At 41.9% G+C, this 16,457-nt stretch carries 16 protein-coding genes; 5 read left to right on the forward strand and 11 right to left on the reverse strand.

Translation table 11 applies throughout. From position 1 onward, the window contains the following. Nucleotides 1–50: 50 nt before the first annotated feature. The 3 genes from fabD to AC1MCB_RS14610 are packed head-to-tail and all read right to left on the reverse strand — an operon-like array spanning nucleotide 51 to nucleotide 2,058. Nucleotides 51–932 carry an ACP S-malonyltransferase gene (fabD, locus tag AC1MCB_RS14600; protein ID WP_479965440.1) on the reverse strand — a complete coding sequence of 294 codons (882 nt, stop codon included), beginning with the start codon at nucleotides 930–932 and terminating at the stop codon, nucleotides 51–53. A 52-nt stretch (nucleotides 933–984) separates the two neighbouring features. Continuing rightward, entirely contained in the window at nucleotides 985–1,626 is a 642-nt protein-coding gene (folE, locus tag AC1MCB_RS14605) for a GTP cyclohydrolase I FolE (protein ID WP_479965441.1), read from the reverse strand. 21 nt (nucleotides 1,627–1,647) lie between these two features. Further along, entirely contained in the window at nucleotides 1,648–2,058 is a 411-nt protein-coding gene (locus tag AC1MCB_RS14610; RefSeq protein ID WP_479965442.1) for a 6-pyruvoyl trahydropterin synthase family protein, read from the reverse strand. A gap of 182 nt (nucleotides 2,059–2,240) precedes the next feature. Here AC1MCB_RS14610 and mqnB point away from each other — a divergent pair, with 182 nt between their 5' ends. The 3 genes from mqnB to rfaD are packed head-to-tail and all read left to right on the forward strand — an operon-like array spanning nucleotide 2,241 to nucleotide 4,811. After that, nucleotides 2,241–2,900, forward strand: a complete 660-nt coding sequence (gene mqnB / locus AC1MCB_RS14615) for a futalosine hydrolase (RefSeq protein ID WP_479965443.1) — start codon at nucleotides 2,241–2,243, stop codon at nucleotides 2,898–2,900. Between the two features lie 49 nt (nucleotides 2,901–2,949). Then, complete coding sequence (locus AC1MCB_RS14620; RefSeq protein WP_479965444.1) at nucleotides 2,950–3,795, forward strand: menaquinone biosynthesis family protein; 846 nt, start codon at nucleotides 2,950–2,952, stop codon at nucleotides 3,793–3,795. A gap of 50 nt (nucleotides 3,796–3,845) precedes the next feature. Next, on the forward strand, nucleotides 3,846–4,811 hold the full coding sequence (gene rfaD, locus AC1MCB_RS14625) for an ADP-glyceromanno-heptose 6-epimerase (RefSeq protein WP_479965445.1): 966 nt from the start codon (nucleotides 3,846–3,848) through the stop codon (nucleotides 4,809–4,811). Nucleotides 4,812–5,137: 326 nt separating this feature from the next. Here the strand turns inward: rfaD and AC1MCB_RS14630 are convergent, their stop codons facing one another. Then, nucleotides 5,138–6,364 carry an FtsX-like permease family protein gene (locus AC1MCB_RS14630; protein ID WP_479965446.1) on the reverse strand — a complete coding sequence of 409 codons (1,227 nt, stop codon included), beginning with the start codon at nucleotides 6,362–6,364 and terminating at the stop codon, nucleotides 5,138–5,140. Nucleotides 6,365–6,581: 217 nt separating this feature from the next. Next, complete coding sequence (locus tag AC1MCB_RS14635; RefSeq protein WP_479965447.1) at nucleotides 6,582–7,220, reverse strand: MBL fold metallo-hydrolase; 639 nt, start codon at nucleotides 7,218–7,220, stop codon at nucleotides 6,582–6,584. Between the two features lie 96 nt (nucleotides 7,221–7,316). Between AC1MCB_RS14635 and AC1MCB_RS14640 the strand changes: the two genes are divergently transcribed. After that, on the forward strand, nucleotides 7,317–7,667 hold the full coding sequence (locus AC1MCB_RS14640; protein ID WP_479965448.1) for a thiol-disulfide oxidoreductase DCC family protein: 351 nt from the start codon (nucleotides 7,317–7,319) through the stop codon (nucleotides 7,665–7,667). On the opposite strand, the gene gldD is transcribed toward AC1MCB_RS14640, so the two are convergent. From gldD to AC1MCB_RS14660, 4 genes are all read right to left on the reverse strand, one after another. Next, on the reverse strand, nucleotides 7,664–8,248 hold the full coding sequence (gldD, locus tag AC1MCB_RS14645; RefSeq protein ID WP_479965449.1) for a gliding motility lipoprotein GldD: 585 nt from the start codon (nucleotides 8,246–8,248) through the stop codon (nucleotides 7,664–7,666). The genes AC1MCB_RS14640 and gldD overlap by 4 nt on opposite strands. Beyond that, a complete protein-coding gene (locus AC1MCB_RS14650) occupies nucleotides 8,248–9,027 on the reverse strand; it encodes a shikimate dehydrogenase family protein (protein WP_479965450.1) in 780 nt (259 codons plus the stop codon). The genes gldD and AC1MCB_RS14650 overlap by 1 nt, the downstream gene beginning before the upstream one ends. A gap of 224 nt (nucleotides 9,028–9,251) precedes the next feature. Further along, entirely contained in the window at nucleotides 9,252–10,022 is a 771-nt protein-coding gene (locus AC1MCB_RS14655; protein WP_479965451.1) for a phosphosulfolactate synthase, read from the reverse strand. 56 nt (nucleotides 10,023–10,078) lie between these two features. Continuing rightward, the gene (locus AC1MCB_RS14660; protein ID WP_479965452.1) at nucleotides 10,079–11,482 is read right to left on the reverse strand and encodes a tetratricopeptide repeat protein; all 1,404 of its coding nucleotides are present in this window, start codon (nucleotides 11,480–11,482) and stop codon (nucleotides 10,079–10,081) included. A 259-nt stretch (nucleotides 11,483–11,741) separates the two neighbouring features. Here AC1MCB_RS14660 and amaB point away from each other — a divergent pair, with 259 nt between their 5' ends. Beyond that, nucleotides 11,742–13,283 (forward strand): L-piperidine-6-carboxylate dehydrogenase, encoded by a 1,542-nt coding sequence (gene amaB, locus AC1MCB_RS14665; protein WP_479965453.1) that lies wholly within the window; start codon nucleotides 11,742–11,744, stop codon nucleotides 13,281–13,283. Nucleotides 13,284–13,574: 291 nt separating this feature from the next. On the opposite strand, the gene trhA is transcribed toward amaB, so the two are convergent. After that, a complete protein-coding gene (gene trhA / locus AC1MCB_RS14670; RefSeq protein ID WP_479965454.1) occupies nucleotides 13,575–14,213 on the reverse strand; it encodes a PAQR family membrane homeostasis protein TrhA in 639 nt (212 codons plus the stop codon). A gap of 169 nt (nucleotides 14,214–14,382) precedes the next feature. After that, nucleotides 14,383–16,263 (reverse strand): DUF4153 domain-containing protein, encoded by a 1,881-nt coding sequence (locus AC1MCB_RS14675; protein ID WP_479965455.1) that lies wholly within the window; start codon nucleotides 16,261–16,263, stop codon nucleotides 14,383–14,385. Between the last annotated feature and the right edge of the window lie 194 nt (nucleotides 16,264–16,457).

The following is a 16,457-nucleotide window of genomic DNA, read 5'->3' on the forward strand; positions in this document are numbered from 1 at the left end:
TACAAAAGGGCTCAAAAATTGAGCCCCAGCGCATAAAATCCAGAATTTAATCAAATAACAGCGCTATTAGTTTCTATAGTCCGATTAACCTTTTTAACCAGCCCCTGCAAAACATTTCCTGGTCCAACTTCAGTAAATGAGGTTGCCCCATCTTTTAACATATGCTCAACGGTTTGAGTCCACCGTACTGCTCCGGTAAGTTGTGCTATCAGGTTATATTTTATGCTGGCCACATCTTTGTATGGCTTCGCATCAACATTCTGGTATACCGGGCATACCGGTTCCTTAATTTCCGTGGCTTCAATAGCCTGCTGCAACTCCACCCTGGCGGCCTCCATTAACGGAGAATGAAAGGCGCCGCCCACATTTAATTTAATAGCACGCTTTGCGCCTGCAGCAGTCATTAGCTCACATGCTTTATCTACACCTTCTACTGTTCCCGAAATAACAAGCTGTCCCGGACAATTATAATTAGCCGGAACGACAATTTCGCTAATTCGCTGACAAATGTCTTCTACTGTGTAGTCATCCAATCCTAAAATAGCAGCCATCGTAGATGGTTGAATTTCACAGGCCTTCTGCATAGCGTTAGCTCGGGCAGCCACCAATCTTAACCCATCTTCAAATGATAACGCTCCTGCAGATACCAGGGCAGAAAATTCTCCCAAAGAATGACCTGCAACCATATCGGGCTTAAACCTTGAGCCAAGCTCCTTAGCCATTATAACAGAATGCAGAAAGATAGCAGGCTGAGTCACATTTGTCTGCTTTAGTTCGTCATCACTACCCGTAAACATTATATCAGTAATGCGGAAACCCAATATTGTATTTGCTGTTTCAAATAATTCTCGTGCTCTCTCTGACTGATCATACAGGTCTTTACCCATTCCTGTAAACTGCGCTCCCTGACCGGGAAAGATGTATGCTCTCATTCTTTTGCTGGTTGGTTCTTTAATTATTTAAATAGATGGCTGGAGTCAAAATCTAACTTAAATTGGCAGTAATTAGTCTTAAAAACTCCGCTCTGGTAGGTTCATTTACAAACTCACCTGTAAATGCAGATGTTGTAGTAACCGAATTTTGCTTCTGTGCGCCGCGCATTGACATACATAAGTGTCTGCATTCAATAACCACTGCCACTCCCGCCGGGTCTAATGTATCATGAATACAGTCCCGTATTTCATTGGTAAGTCGCTCCTGAACCTGAAGGCGCCGGGCAAAAGCATCTACTACTCTGGGGATTTTACTTAATCCCACAATATGACCATTCGGAATATAAGCAATATGGGCCTTTCCGAAAAATGGAAGCATGTGATGCTCACACATAGAATAAACTTCTATATCCTTCACTACAACCATCTGGCTGTACTCCTCTTTAAACATGGCACTGCGCAATATTTCATCAGGTTTCAAGTCATAACCATGAGTCAAAAATTGCAGAGCTTTTGCTACCCTCTCCGGCGTCTTTAACAGGCCTTCGCGTTCAGGATCTTCGCCAAGGCCCCTGAGAATATCTGTATAATGATCTGCAATCCGAGCGATCTTATCGGGGTTATATCGGTCAATCTTTACATATCCCTCAAGCTGCTCCTCATCAGAGAAGTGATCATGTGTGTTGGTTTTCATCAGTGTGCTTTAGCAAAAATCTTATCCAAGGTATTCCACAAAATTATTTTCAGTTTCAAACAACTTAATGGAATGCAATTCCGCACCCTGATTAAGTATATGAGGCTTAAGCTGATCAAAAATTGCAACCGCAAGAACTTCCGTTGAGGCCATTTTACCTTTCATGAAATTAACGTCAAGATTAATATTCTTGTGATCAAGCGCATCAGTAATCTCACTTCTAATAATGGCTTTCAACTCTTTCAGATCAATTACAAAGCCAGTTTGAGGATTGATGTTTCCTTTTACAGTAACATAGAGTTCATAGTTGTGTCCATGCCAGTTGGGATTGGAACATTTTCCAAAGACTTCAAGATTTTGCTCATCAGTCCATTCCGGCCTGAAGAGTTTATGCGCAGCATTAAATCTTTCTCTGCGGGTAATATAAATCATGTTTAAAAAATTAAAAAGCAAATATACTTAAACTCGCAACATGCCTGTAGGCTGATATTGCTTGATTACTTTAAACTGATCTGACAAAAATAATCGTCAGCTTTAAGAGCTATCCCGAAGAGGTCATTACCTTTGATCTTTAAGTGTAAATCAATGGTAACCATTTTAATACTTATGTCCTGATGAAGATTCTTTTGGTAGCCGCAACCCACGCGGAAATTGAGCCTTTTCTTAACCGGTTTAGCGATCGTAACAATCAGGATCAGGTAACTTTCGAAAATCTCCCTATTGATATTCTGATAACAGGTGTCGGCATGGTGGCCACAGCATTCGCACTGGGACAGAAACTAGCGACAAACCAGTATGATCTGGCAATTAACGCAGGCATTGCAGGCAGCTTTGATTTCAACATTGCCCTTGGCGAGGTCGTGTTGATTAACGAAGACATCTTTGCCGAACAAGGCGCCGAGGATGGTGAAGAGTTTCTATCTCTAAAAGAACTTGGATTTGGAGAAATCACCCATCTCCAAAATAGTGGCACCGTCATGGCTGGGTCCCTTCAGCTTATCGGTCTCGAAAACTTAAAAAAAGTGAAGGCCATTACGGTTAACAGAGTCCATGGGAACGAGTATTCCATTGCCAAAACACTGGCCCGGTTCAATGCCCAGGTAGAAAGCATGGAAGGTGCAGCCTTTTTTTATGCCTGCAACCGCACCGGCACACCATGTATTCAAATTCGCTCAGTCTCCAACTATGTTGAGCGGCGAAATAAAGAAAAATGGAATATTGCCCTTGCTGTAAAAAACCTGAACGATTATCTGGCCGATATGCTTGCTCATTAATATAACATAACCTATTCTCAATACTAAAATCTCCATATTCAAAACTATAATGGAACTTACACTTGGCTTTTCTCCCTGTCCCAACGATACCTTTATATTCGACGCCCTGATTCACCATAAGATAGATACCGAGGGTTTAAATTTCCAGGTTTTTTTTGATGATGTAGAAACCCTAAACCAAAAGGCCCTCAGGCAGGAGCTGGATATTACTAAACTTAGCTACCATGCTTACGCCTATGTAACCGACAATTACGTCTTGTTAAATTCAGGAAGCGCCCTTGGCTTTGGAGTTGGGCCACTTCTTATTTGCAAAAATGAGCGTTTCACCGATTCCTCGTACCTGCTAAAAAATATTGCTGAACTGAACATCGGTATTCCCGGAAAGTATACTACCGCCAATTTCTTACTAAGCCTCGCATATCCGGAGGCTAAAAAGAAAACCGAGATGCTATTTTCTGAGATAGAAGATGCTGTTATAGCTTCCCGGATCGATATAGGTCTGATCATCCATGAAAACCGGTTCACCTATCAGGAAAAAGGTCTGCATAAGATTCTTGACCTGGGGGAATTTTGGGAAGACTTAACCAGTTCTCCCATACCCTTAGGGGGGATTATGATAAAGCGAAAGTTTCCGGAAAAACTGAAACAGAAAGTAAACCGGGTAATCCGCCGCAGTGTTGAGTTCGCCTTTGAAAACCCTAAATCCGGTTTAGAATTCATCCGATCGCATTCGCAGGAAATGAGTGAAGAAGTGATGTACAAGCACATCGAACTTTACGTTAACCAGTACTCCGTAGATTTGGGCGATGAAGGCCGGAAAGCTGTATCCGTCCTGTTCGACGGGGCAGTTAAGCTGGAGGTCATTCCTGAACCAAAAGAAAAGTTATTCTTATAATTGTACAAATCGCTCCGGAAAGCATATCAGGAGCAATCAATCTCAAACTTATGATCATCATTACAGGCGCCGCAGGCTTTATCGGAAGTTGTTTAATTCAAAAACTTAATGAAGAGGGCTACTACGATCTGGTCATAGTGGATGATTTTTCAAATCCAGAAAAAAACAAGAACCTGGAGGGTAAGAGATTTTCAAAGCAGGTCCATCGCGATGACTTCCCAACATGGCTGCCCGAAAATCAGTTGCATGTCCAGTTTGTGTTTCATATAGGTGCCCGAACTGATACCACTGAGTTTGATGTGGAATTATTTAACCGGCTGAATCTTAATTATACCAAGCAACTCTGGAATATCTGTATAGAGTTCGGCCTGCCTTTCGTTTACGCTTCATCAGCAGCAACCTATGGCTTAGGCGAACAGGGATACGATGACAACGAAGCTAAAATCCCTTCGTTAAAACCTTTAAATCCTTATGGAGATTCTAAAAACGACTTCGACAAATGGGCTCTGCAGCAGGATCGCAAGCCATATTTTTGGGCCGGCCTTAAATTCTTTAACGTATACGGACCCAACGAATACCATAAGGGACGAATGGCTTCGGTCATATTTCACACCTTTAATCAGATCGAAAAAACCGGTGGAATGAAGTTATTTCAATCTCATAAACCAGAATTTAACGATGGTGAGCAGATGCGTGACTTTGTTTATGTTAAGGACGTCATTAACGTCTTGTATTTCTTCATGCATCACCGTAAAGACTCCGGGATCTACAATCTTGGCTCAGGTACCGCACGTACATTTCTAGATCTGGCAAAAAACACCTTTACCGCTCTTGATAAGCAGCCCGAAATAACTTTCGTGCCTACCCCTGAAGATATCCGTGAAACCTATCAATACTTTACGGAGGCTGAAATGGGAAAATTACGATCTATCGGTTATGCACAAACTTTTCATAGCCTTGAACAGGGGATTGAAGATTATGTAAAGAATTACCTCGTGGGAAGGAAATATTTATAGCAGCATTTTGCAATCAGGAAGCTTCTCCGACGCTGAATGCCATTAATTAAATTTAGCTATAAACACGAAGCTACGCATATATTTACTGAAATAACTTTAAGGCCTACCGCTTTTTACGAGGGTTATCCAAACTTCTTCACTGTAGTTCCATCTAACAAATTCAATAGCATTTTATTTGGGCACTTCCTGACATCGTTTGCCAATGGTTAAAATCCGGGCTGGAAGCGTCCCTAGCCCGTAAGGCTTAACTACAAAGCTCCGGAGGATCTCCGTGTTATAGATCCAGGATCCCCATAGTCCCAAACTCCAAAAGAGTTACCCGGATATTAAAGATCGTCCCGTAGGTTTTGTATATGCTGCACGCTCAATCGTGACGAAATTAGAGAGGCAAGAATAGATATGATCGAAACCGTCCCGAATACAATTATGAAGTCAAGCCATTTAAGTGTTATCGGGTATGAATCAGTGATCAGGTTAAAATCGCCCATTTTAATAAACCCAAATGTTTGCTGCAGGATGCAGAACAGGTAACCCATTATCAAACCGGCCACGCAACCAATCATAGCGATCATCATTCCTTCGGTAAAAAATATTCCACGTATTAGCTTTTGGTCTGCACCTAAGCTGCTTAGGATCGCTATATCCTTCCTCTTATCAATCACCAGCATAGTTAACGAACCAATAATGTTAAAGATTGCTATGATCAGCACGAAGGTTAGGATCAGGAAGATTGCCAGTTTCTCGGTATAGAGAATTTTATATAATAGTTCATTCTGCTGACCTCGATTTTTAACAACAAAGCCCTGTCCCAGGTTTTTGGCCAATTGCTTTTGAATTTTCTCGATGGGCGATTCGGGTTTATAATTCAACTCCACGAAAGACACATTCTTTTCTTCAGTTAGCAAGCCTCTTGCAAAACCCAGGGGAACAATCACCAAATTATCCAGCTCTTGTTGAGACTGAATCACGCCGGTTGGATAGATAGACGTTATATTAAACTCCTCAGCCGGGTTCAATGAATTTTGAGCACCCTTTCGTGGCGAGTAGATCTCTAGATTACGCAACGGGTCTTTAACATTAACCGACAGATAGCGTTGCACCGCCGAACCAATGACAGCATAATCTTCGCCATCCTTCTGCAAAATAAAGTTTCCCTCTAATATGGTGCTGTCGAGGTCTCTTCCCTCCGTAAAACCGCTGGAGACTCCCTTAATAACTCCTATAAACTGACCGCTTCCATACCTCAGCAGCGCCTTCTCTTGTAATACCTCGGTATAGTTTAATAGTCTATCGTCCTTCTGAATTTCCTGAAAGATCTTTACTGATGGATCAAAGGTCTTTCCGGAAGACGGCTCTATACGCAGCTCCGGACTGTAGGTATTGTACATGGAAAGCACCAAAGTCTCAAAGCCATTGAACACCGATAAAATAATGATCAACGCAGCGCTACCCACAAAAACCCCCAGCATAGAAATACCGGAAATAAAATTTATGGCATTTACCGATTTTTTAGAGAATAGGTAACGTTTGGCAATATAAACAGAGGTGTTCATGAAGGTCGCTAAGATACTATTTATTGCAAGTTCATGGTGTTTCTGGATCTGGCTTTACTTTCTTTCCGCTCTGTGCAACCGACACCATCAGATTTTTTATAATCCCTTTTAACTACACATGTTCCATCGGAACTTTCTGTTGGTAGGCTCAATCAAGTTTTAAATTTGTGTATTAACGTTTTTCTACGGTGGCCGGTCGCTAATAAGGTTGAATAATTTACTTTAAAAAGGGATTATGTTTTTTCTCAAAGCCAATCGTAGTTGACGGCCCGTGTCCCGGATAAACTTTGCAATCATCTGGCAATACAAAAAGCTTCTCTTTTATATTCTTTATTAGCTTATCGTGATCTCCGCCCGGAAGGTCCGTACGGCCAATACTTTGATAGAATAGGACATCGCCACCAATGACGAAGTTATCCTCCAGGCTATAGAAGCAAAGGTGAGCCGGCGAGTGCCCCGGCGCAAAAATGATCTGCAACTTGCTGTGACCAAATTCAACCGTGCCGCTTTCTTCAAGATAGACTTCAGGTAACGGGGATACTTCATAGCGGATGCCCATTGAAGGAGCGTAAGACACTACAGAATTCAGCAGGATTTCTTCCCCTTTATGAAACTGAGGCAACAGTCCATAGGTGTCATAAATAAATTTATTGCCAAGTACGTGGTCAATATGGCAATGGGTGTTCAGTAAAAGCACGGGCTTCAACTTGTTTTCAGCAATAAACTTCAGTACTGTATTCTGTTCGTCACCGGTATACATTCCCGGGTCGATAATCACGCATTCCAGCGTTTCATCGAACAACAGGTAAGCGTTTTCCTGATAAGGATTGCAGGCGAATGATTTAATCTGGATCATGGACAAAAGTAACCCTTTGGTTTTAAATCGTCAGCCAAATCATCAGTCATTGCCTACCTTTGATCTAATATCTGTATTTCAAGTCTCGCTTCTCCAATGAAACAAACGATAGTTTTCTATGACAACAACTGCTCTATGTGTATCGGCGTGACAGGCTGGCTGAGTAAAATAGATCATAAAAACCAGTTTCAACTGGAGCCCTATCAACGTTCAGAGATTTTAGCCAAATATTCACAAATTGATCCCGCAGACTGTGAGAAACAGATCCATATTATTAACGAGCTTGGTCAAGTGATGCGCGGGGCCGACGCGATGTTGGAAATATGGTCAAAAACCGGACATTGGAGCAGCTCGTTTGCTTCATTTCTTCGAGTTCGACCTTTCATATGGCTCGCCAGATCTTTTTACCGTTTTGTGGCTAAGTACCGTAAAAGCATCTTCCCCTAATTCTTCCATCTAAAGGAACGGATCATTACATCTATATCCTTTTTAACAAAATCAAGCACAGGTTGAATAGAGTCGAGACGGGGCTGTTCATGGAAATATAACGCGCCGCGCAGATAGTTTTTAGAGCTATCTGTTAGGAAAAACTGAACCGGCGAAGCGGCATTTCCATCTATGGTATAGTAGATTCCATACACTCTCTTCTCGGGCATATTGATAATGGATTCATCAATAGCGGTAGCCTTAACGGTGTGCTTGAATACAAACGTGTGCGCGTCTTCGGTAAGCTGATTGAACTGAGCCTTCGAAGTGATCTGTTCGTAGCTTAAATGTATGCGGCCATTGAGTCCCGCATACACTACATCTTTCCAGCAGGGCTGGGCATCACGGGCGTTGTCAGTAGCAATACTAGCATATACAGGATACTCGAAAGTAAACGGGCAATCACTGTTATACAGCTGATAATCTTTTTTTGGAAGGTCTATTTTAAAATATCCCCTTGGCTTTGGGCTATAATCATTTCCACACGAAATGAACAGCGTAGAAGACAGCACCAATCCTAAAAGAGATAATAATCGCTTCATCAGGTGTTCCAGATTTCCCAGGATTTCTCAGCTTGAAGATGAAGCATCTCTAAACCGTTCTTTATCGCAGCACCGTGTTGTTTACCGCGGCGTAAAAATTCAGTTTCCACGGGATTATAGACCAGGTCGTAAAGAAGATGTTTAGGAGTAAGAGATTCGTATGGAATATCCGGGCACTCCTCTATATGAGGGAAAGTACCAACAGGAGTCGTATTAATAATCAGAGTACACTCTTTTATCATATCACCATTCACTTGTTCGTAGCTGAGCTGCTTTTTATTAGATCTGCGAGAAACATGCTTAAACGAGATCCCTAACTTATGCAGCACATAAGCCACCGCTCTGGCGGCGCCACCGGCGCCTAATATCAGCGCTTTGGAATGATGCTTTTTCAGTAAAGGCTTTAAAGAAGTTTCAAAACCGTATGCATCGGTGTTATATCCTTCCAGCCGCACTTTTAAAGTTGACAGTTCTCCTGAAAAAAACGCTTCAACCGGATGCTGATTAACAATCTTTATACAGTTAACTGCATCGATCGCTTTGGCAGCAGGATCCAGTTTATCCAGGTAGTAGATCACCCCGATTTTATGAGGAACAGTTACATTCAGCCCGCAAAGATCGGGATGGGTTTTAATCAACTCAGGCAATTCACTTAAGTTTTGCATTGGAAATATTTCATATTCACAATCTTCAAAACCCTCTTTCTCAAATTTCTCTGTAAAGTACTTTTGTGAAAAAGAGTGTGCTAATGGGTACCCTATTAAGCCAAATTTTTTCATCTGGATATATTGTTTTCTAAACGCTTAGTTTTCATTTGCATGTCAGATCCTTACCTTTCAATTCTATCGCAGCCTAACCATTTGCATTGCAATATTACACTCTAAAAAGGTGATAATAAGCATTACAGGGTTTTTGCTAAAATTAAAAGGTCGATACTGTTAAAGCGGTGTGCATTTTTATTTTGTTGGTTTGATTGCAGGACGCAACAGATAACCACATAACTTTAAACTTGTTTTAAATCCAAAAAGTGATCAAAGGTATCGCTGCGCAATCCAAGACGCAGTGTTTCGACCGGAATGACGTCTGCCGGAGCTATATTACCGAGATTAATATTTGTTCCGATCAGCTTGATGAACCAAACCTGTTGTGCTTTTTGAGGGGCTTCCCAGATAATTGTCTCTTCGGGAATCTGAGTTAAGATCTCATCAACAAGACCCTGGCGTACTTCTCCCGAATCACGATAGATGCCAACGTTACCGCTTTCGCGTGCTTCGGCAATTACTTTCCATGACCCAGCTTCAATCTCCGCTTTCATCAGGGCAATCCATTTATAGGGGGCCAAAATCTTTGCAGCATCTTTTGACCCTACTTCGGAGATAACCGTAACCTGCTCCTTCAACGTGCGAATATAGCCACACTTTTCATCATGATCTATGGTAATAGAACCGTCTGATACTTCAGCATACTCCATTCCGTATTTATCAAGTATCCGGCGGTAGTCATCAAATTGATTTCTGATAATGAAAGCTTCGAATAAAGTACCCCCAAAATAAACGGGAATACCAGCATCACGATATATTTTAAGTTTCTGCTCAAGGTTAGGTGTTACAAAAGAGGTAGACCAGCCAAGCTTAACAATATCGGTATGTACGCCGGCTACTTCTAAAAAATCTTCTATCTGGCGGATGCTGAGCCCTTTATCCATGACCATAGTTAAACCATGTTGACGGGGTTTTTGGCTACGCTCAGGAATATTTTTTAACGTATAATTCATGCTGCAAATCTCAAAAAAAAAATTAGAAACCAAAGATCATTTTTTGGGGGTGGATATTACCGGGTATACCGGTTGATAATATCGATAATGATCTTGTTCTCCTGCAATTGCGGAAGGTACTCGAAGAGTATAGAATGCTTATCAGGATCAGTATTTAGCGCGGTTTCCAAAAACGTTAAGGCTTCATTATACTGTCCGTCGGCGAAAAGGTAGGCGACCATACGATAAAAGAGCTCAGCAGCATCAGGGTTGTTTTTAATCCCTTCAGAAATAGTTTCTATCGCTTTATCCAGCTTTTCCTGTTCAAATAAAATGGATGAGTAATCCAACCATGCTTCGATATCTACCGGATTTAGCTCAACAACTTTCTCGTAAGCCTTTTCAGATTCGGCAAGTTGTTTAAGCTTATAATGAGCATCGGCAATAGCAAACCAGTAGTCCGCATTGGTTTCATCCAGATCCAGCGCCTTTTTATAAAAATGCAGGGACTCGAAATAGCGCTCTTCAAAATCAAGGGTTACCCCGATTCCGAACCATGCATCTGACTGCTTAGGATCAAGCTTTACAGATTTCTTATAGAAAGAGCGTGCTTCATCCATCTTCTCCAGCTTTTCGTAACACTCGCCTATAGCGCAATATGTATCACCGCTGGGAGGTTCGTATTCAAAAGTTTGCTTATAAACGGTGATGGCTTCAGCATAACGGTCAAGGTGCACCAGCGCATTACCCTTATTAAAGTAAGCCGATGCAAAATTGTCTTTTATCAGGATGGCGTAGTCATATGCATCAATAGCCTTCTCGAACAACTCCATCTTATTAAATGCGTTGCCTAAATTATACCAGGCAGCGTAGGAGTACGGCTCGTTATCAATATACTGCTCGTAAAACTTTATGCTTTCCTCTTGCTTGTCCAGTACATCATAGCAGAATGCAAGCTCATAGAGCGCATCCTGATTTTCCATATTTTGCTGTAAACAAAGCTTCAGATAAGTAACTGCACTATCGTAATCCCCCATATTTTGATAGATGTACGAGATATGCAAAAGGATCTCGTCGGTACTTTCGGCAAGACTCAGCGCCTTTTCGTAATTTTCAAGGGATTCCTGGTAACGTTCAAGGCCCTCATAAATGTTACCGCGAATAGTATAAATGTCCGCTTCGGAGGGTTCAAGCATTTCAGCTTTGATTAAAGCATCAAAAGCCTTATCTAACTGATCGGTAGCAACGTACATCTGTGCCTGCTTAACAAAAAACACTGCGGCAAACGGATGTTGATTTATAGCATACTCGGCTACCTGAAGCGCCTTTATCGGATCGTTTTTTTCTATGTAATAGTCAATGATATTTTCAAAAGCAAGCGAATCGAAGAAATACTGATCCTGATTGCGGATCATTTCTTCATAACGCTCGACCGAAAACCGTGGATCTTCGGAAAAATCAAATTCAAAATCTTCTTCCATCTATGCAATACTACGATTAAGAACGTTTGCCCGGCGAGGCTATTGAATACTTCAATAAACCTGCCAGATCAGTGTTTCAATCAATTTAGGCTAAAAAGTTTGTCTGTAAAGTTTTAGTTTTCCACATACTAACTCCAGAATACTTAATTCCCTGAAAATAAATTAAATAAGTTTGAAATTATTACTAACCCCTATTTGAGTTTCCCGTGATGACCCGCCTTTGTGGAAATGATTAACTTTGACAAAAATACGAAATATTATGCAGATTGACATTACTCCCATTCTACGTGACCTCGGAATAAAGACTGTAAACGAAGCCGCCAGTACCGGTCAAAATTGGTTCAGTGCAGCTAGTGATACTTTACACCCCGTTTTGTCTCCCGTTGATGGAAAGGAAATAGCTTCGGTGAAGTTTGCCACCGCAGAAGATTATGACAATACAATTGATAAGGCAAAAGAAGCCTTTAAAACCTGGCGCACCTGGCCCGCCCCCAAGCGCGGAGATATTATCAGGCAGTTGGGTGAGGCGTTACGTGACCAGAAAGAGAACCTTGGCAAATTAGTATCCTATGAGATGGGGAAAAGTTTGCAGGAAGGTTATGGCGAGGTGCAGGAAATGATTGATATCTGCGATTTTGCGGTAGGATTATCCCGCCAGTTGTATGGACTTACCATGCATTCCGAACGTCCCCTGCACCGTATGTATGAGCAGTGGCATCCTCTTGGTGTAGTCGGCATCATCTCCGCCTTTAACTTCCCGGTGGCCGTGTGGAGCTGGAATGCCGCCTTAGCCATGGTTTGCGGTGATGTTTGTGTGTGGAAGCCTTCAGAAAAAACTCCTTTAACTGCTATTGCCTGCCAAAATATAATTTCTACAGTTTTTGCCGCCAATGATGTTCCTGAAGGCGTTTCATGCCTTATTATCGGCGACCGCAATATCGGCGAACTGATTAGCAAGGATACACGAGTGCCTCTTGTTTCTGCAACCGGCTCAACCCGCATGGGCAAGGCCGTCGGCGCCGCAGTGGGAGCCCGGTTAGGACGCAGTCTTTTGGAACTCGGAGGAAACAATGCCATTATTATCTCTAAAGACGCCGATCTCGAAACGTCGTTAATCGGCGCTGTATTCGGTGCTGTAGGCACGGCCGGTCAGCGTTGCACATCGACCCGCAGACTAATCATCCACGAAGGTGTGTACGAAGAATTTAAGAACAAACTTGTTAAAGCCTATAGTCAGCTGAAAATTGGCAACCCTCTGGATGAAAATATCCATGTCGGACCCCTGATCGATCAGGATGCAGTGAATTCCTACCTTGATTCTATAGAAAAGTGTAAGTCGCAGGGCGGTAACTTTATTGTCGAAGGCGGTATAGTTGAAGGCGAGGGTTACGAATCCGGCTGCTATGTAAAACCATGCATCGCGGAAGCCAAAAACGACTTTGCAATTGTTCAGCATGAAACCTTTGCCCCTATCCTATACCTGATGAAGTACAGTACTCTTGACGAAGCTATTGCTCTGCAAAATGGCGTTCCGCAAGGATTGTCTTCATCCATTATGACTTTAAATCTTCGCGAAGCAGAACAGTTTCTTTCAACAAACGGATCTGACTGTGGAATTGCTAACGTCAATATAGGTACCTCGGGAGCTGAAATAGGCGGAGCCTTTGGCGGTGAGAAAGATACAGGTGGCGGTCGCGAATCAGGTTCCGATGCCTGGCGTGTATACATGCGCCGTCAAACTAATACCATCAATTACTCGGATAAACTACCCCTGGCCCAGGGAATTAAATTCGATTTGTAATCCTATTAATAAACCCGTTCCAAACCGCCATTTCTGGATGAAATGGCGGTTTTTTACTTTCACATTTTTTGTCTGCATAATAAAATATAACCGAAGAAGCGACCGCCCAACATCGGACTCACTAAAACACTTCCTCGGAATTTACTTCACAATAATCATATGCTCTCAATGTGATAACAGGGTGCTCACTATATTTTGATCGAAGGATGACATAGTGAGCATGTAGTAAGCACCCTGTAAGCACATGGTAACGCCGAAGCAGTTATACCCTTTTTTTATTGGGTTTAAGAATCAAGTTCTGATACTTAGCCACACAGCCTGGTAGTGACAAATGCTTCCGGCCAATACAAACAAATGCCATAATGCATGATGATGCTTAAGTTTTAACCAGAAGAAGAAGATGATTCCCAGCAGATAGAGAAAAATGCCAATGTAGAGAAGGTTAACAACGTCAGGCGGCATCTTCGCGATAAATGCATCGCGAACAAACAGGAAGAGCATACTTACGCTGACATAGGAAACCACTGAGAGGAGAATAAAGCGATTTAAATAAACTAGTTTAAAGATAACCCCCATTACCACCGAACACCAGATTACCCACAGGAAAGTAATACCCGTAGAATTGAACATATAATTAATCACAAATGGGGTATAAGTCGCTGCAATCAGAAAATAGATGCTGATATGGTCCAGCAGTTCGAGCCGCTGCTTAATTCTTGCGGGCCTGGCGGCATGATATAGGGTTGAAAGAGTAAATGTGCTAAAGTAACAGGCGCCGTAGATACTCACACCCACCAACTGTGCGGTAGTGCCATACTGGAATGCGAATAAAACAAGGGAAGGAATAAAAAATATTCCAAATAACACCCCCAAGGCATGAGTAATGCTATTAATTGTTTCAGTTGTTAGGTAGGATAAAACTTTACTCATATCCCCTCTTCTTAAAATTGTGAATGATCAGTATATTATCATTTAGTACAATTTAACTTTGAGAATGTGTGTGCGAAGAAACTATCTGAATATGGGTTTCAGCTAGTAAATTTGAAGGCTACGGTAAATGCTATTATAGGAAATTCGTTATATAAATTTAAAAAATATTTTACTTAATTAATAGTACTCCGTGATAATAAAGAACATATAAATCCTTGTTTTCTGGCTCGCGATAACCCCCTTCAATTACATGAATATATAGCCGAACCTGAGTGTTTTTTAGCCTACCATCCATTATCATTTCCTGTTCAGGAACGAGTAGTTTAGGGGCGTCTGGATCTTTTTTGAAAGATCGGGATTTGCTTATCAGATCCTTAAGACGCTGGGCTAAATTAAAGGTGAGAGAGTCTTTGCCCTGGACGATCAGAAGAGAATCAGTGCTATCCACTTTTACCTGGTAAAGCTGATCCCGAAGAGTGAACAAAGTGCTTTTACTATTTGAATCACTTCGCACACTGTTAACAGTGACGGCCAGGTTATAACCGGCTACATTCAGCACATCTTCTTTTGCTAAACCAAACCTGAGTACCTTTTCACTTTCGATGCCATACTTGTGGTCGCGCGAAATTGAAGGCACGTTCAATGCCCGCAATAAACTGTCCTGCACATCTTGACGGACTTGATAACGTACAAAACGCTGATTAAGAGAATCAGGTTTGATCTTGCTACCGTAATGCTTCTCGATATTTTCAGGATCGGCCGTGCTTATAGGCTCAATGCTTTTCATCCCATGATTAACAACCAGGTAGTTCAATATATTGGCGATACGAGCACGGTCTGTAGAATCAATCGGCTTTGTAATGGGTGCCATTTGCTGATTCTTCAAAGCGCCATATTTCGCAAAAAGTTCTTTTAGCTGGTTTTTTTGAGATGCTTTAGAGACCGCAAATGCTCCCTGTGGACCATAAACGGTAAACAGCGTCACAATAAATAAACTGATTGGTATGATTTTGATATCCTGTCGTTTTGAAAGCAAAAAATACCCAGTAATAAAAGCGAGCCATACCGCCAGCACAATCAAAAAGTAACGCTGCTCTGTGACACCGTAATCAATAACCCTGGCGGCAACTGCCCAGATCAGCAACAGGATCAGCGGAACAAGGAGGAAGTAAAAACTTTTGCTGTAGGTTTTGAGCCATTTGTTTTCTTCGAGGTTCCTGACCGGGTAAACCAGCAGGAGTGATAAGATTCCAAAAACAGCATAGCCTAGAATAAGATTCGACACCATGCCTTTGGGGAGATCCCTGGTTACCAATATCTTTATTTCATACGCAAGCAGAATAACGACATAGACGCTGGCAAGGGGTATAAGTACGTACTGGGTAAATACTTTTAATCCTTTCGGATAGCTTTTGTCGCCTTCAAGCACATTGACATCTTCGGGTACACCTGAGAGGAAAAAGATTGTTAGAAATAATCCTGCTATGCATACCCACAGTATAGCAAAGGTATCCGACTCGAACTGAAAATTGAATAGCAGGTTCATTGACCCGATAGCTGCCGACAGTCCAAGAAAAAGAACCACACTATACAACACTCCGGTAAGGAACCTAAGAAATAATGTCTTGTTAAATTGCCAGAAAGCATTAATATGATCTCTCCCTGCAAAGGCAGCAAAGGATACCAATAAATGAAAGGCTATTGCCAGCAGAATAAACCTGAGTACATCGGTCTCTCTAACCAGAGGATTCAAAAGAAATAGAAAAAGAAAGGCAATTATGATTGCTGCAACGCGCAGGCTATACTTTCGGGCTGTGGCTAAGTGACGGTTTTCTGCAAATAAAGTAGCAGATAAAGACAGCACTAAACCCAGATTGGCAACCATTATCACGCGGGTGCACCAATTGGAGATTTCAACTTCCAGACTACTTATCTCAATATTGATGATGGTGGCTGTGACGCCAATAAGTGCAAACGCTATTTCAAATGGAAAGCGTGTTAACACGTACTTGAAACTGGAGTAAAGCGAATGCAGGGAGGGAAACTTCATCTTCAAATATTTCATCCAAAATAGATGAAATTATTCAATAGAACACCAAACCCTGAGACGGGCTGTTGGTCAGTTATTCGAGGCCATTAAAAGTTCGCTTGTTCCCTGAACTGGTTTTGCTAGCTCATAAGCTTCTTTACAATCGGCATGTTCTGGGAATACTGCGGTATCAGCGCCATCTCCACGCCATCTAA

The sequence above is a fragment of the Daejeonella sp. AP26 genome (assembly GCF_056680515.1).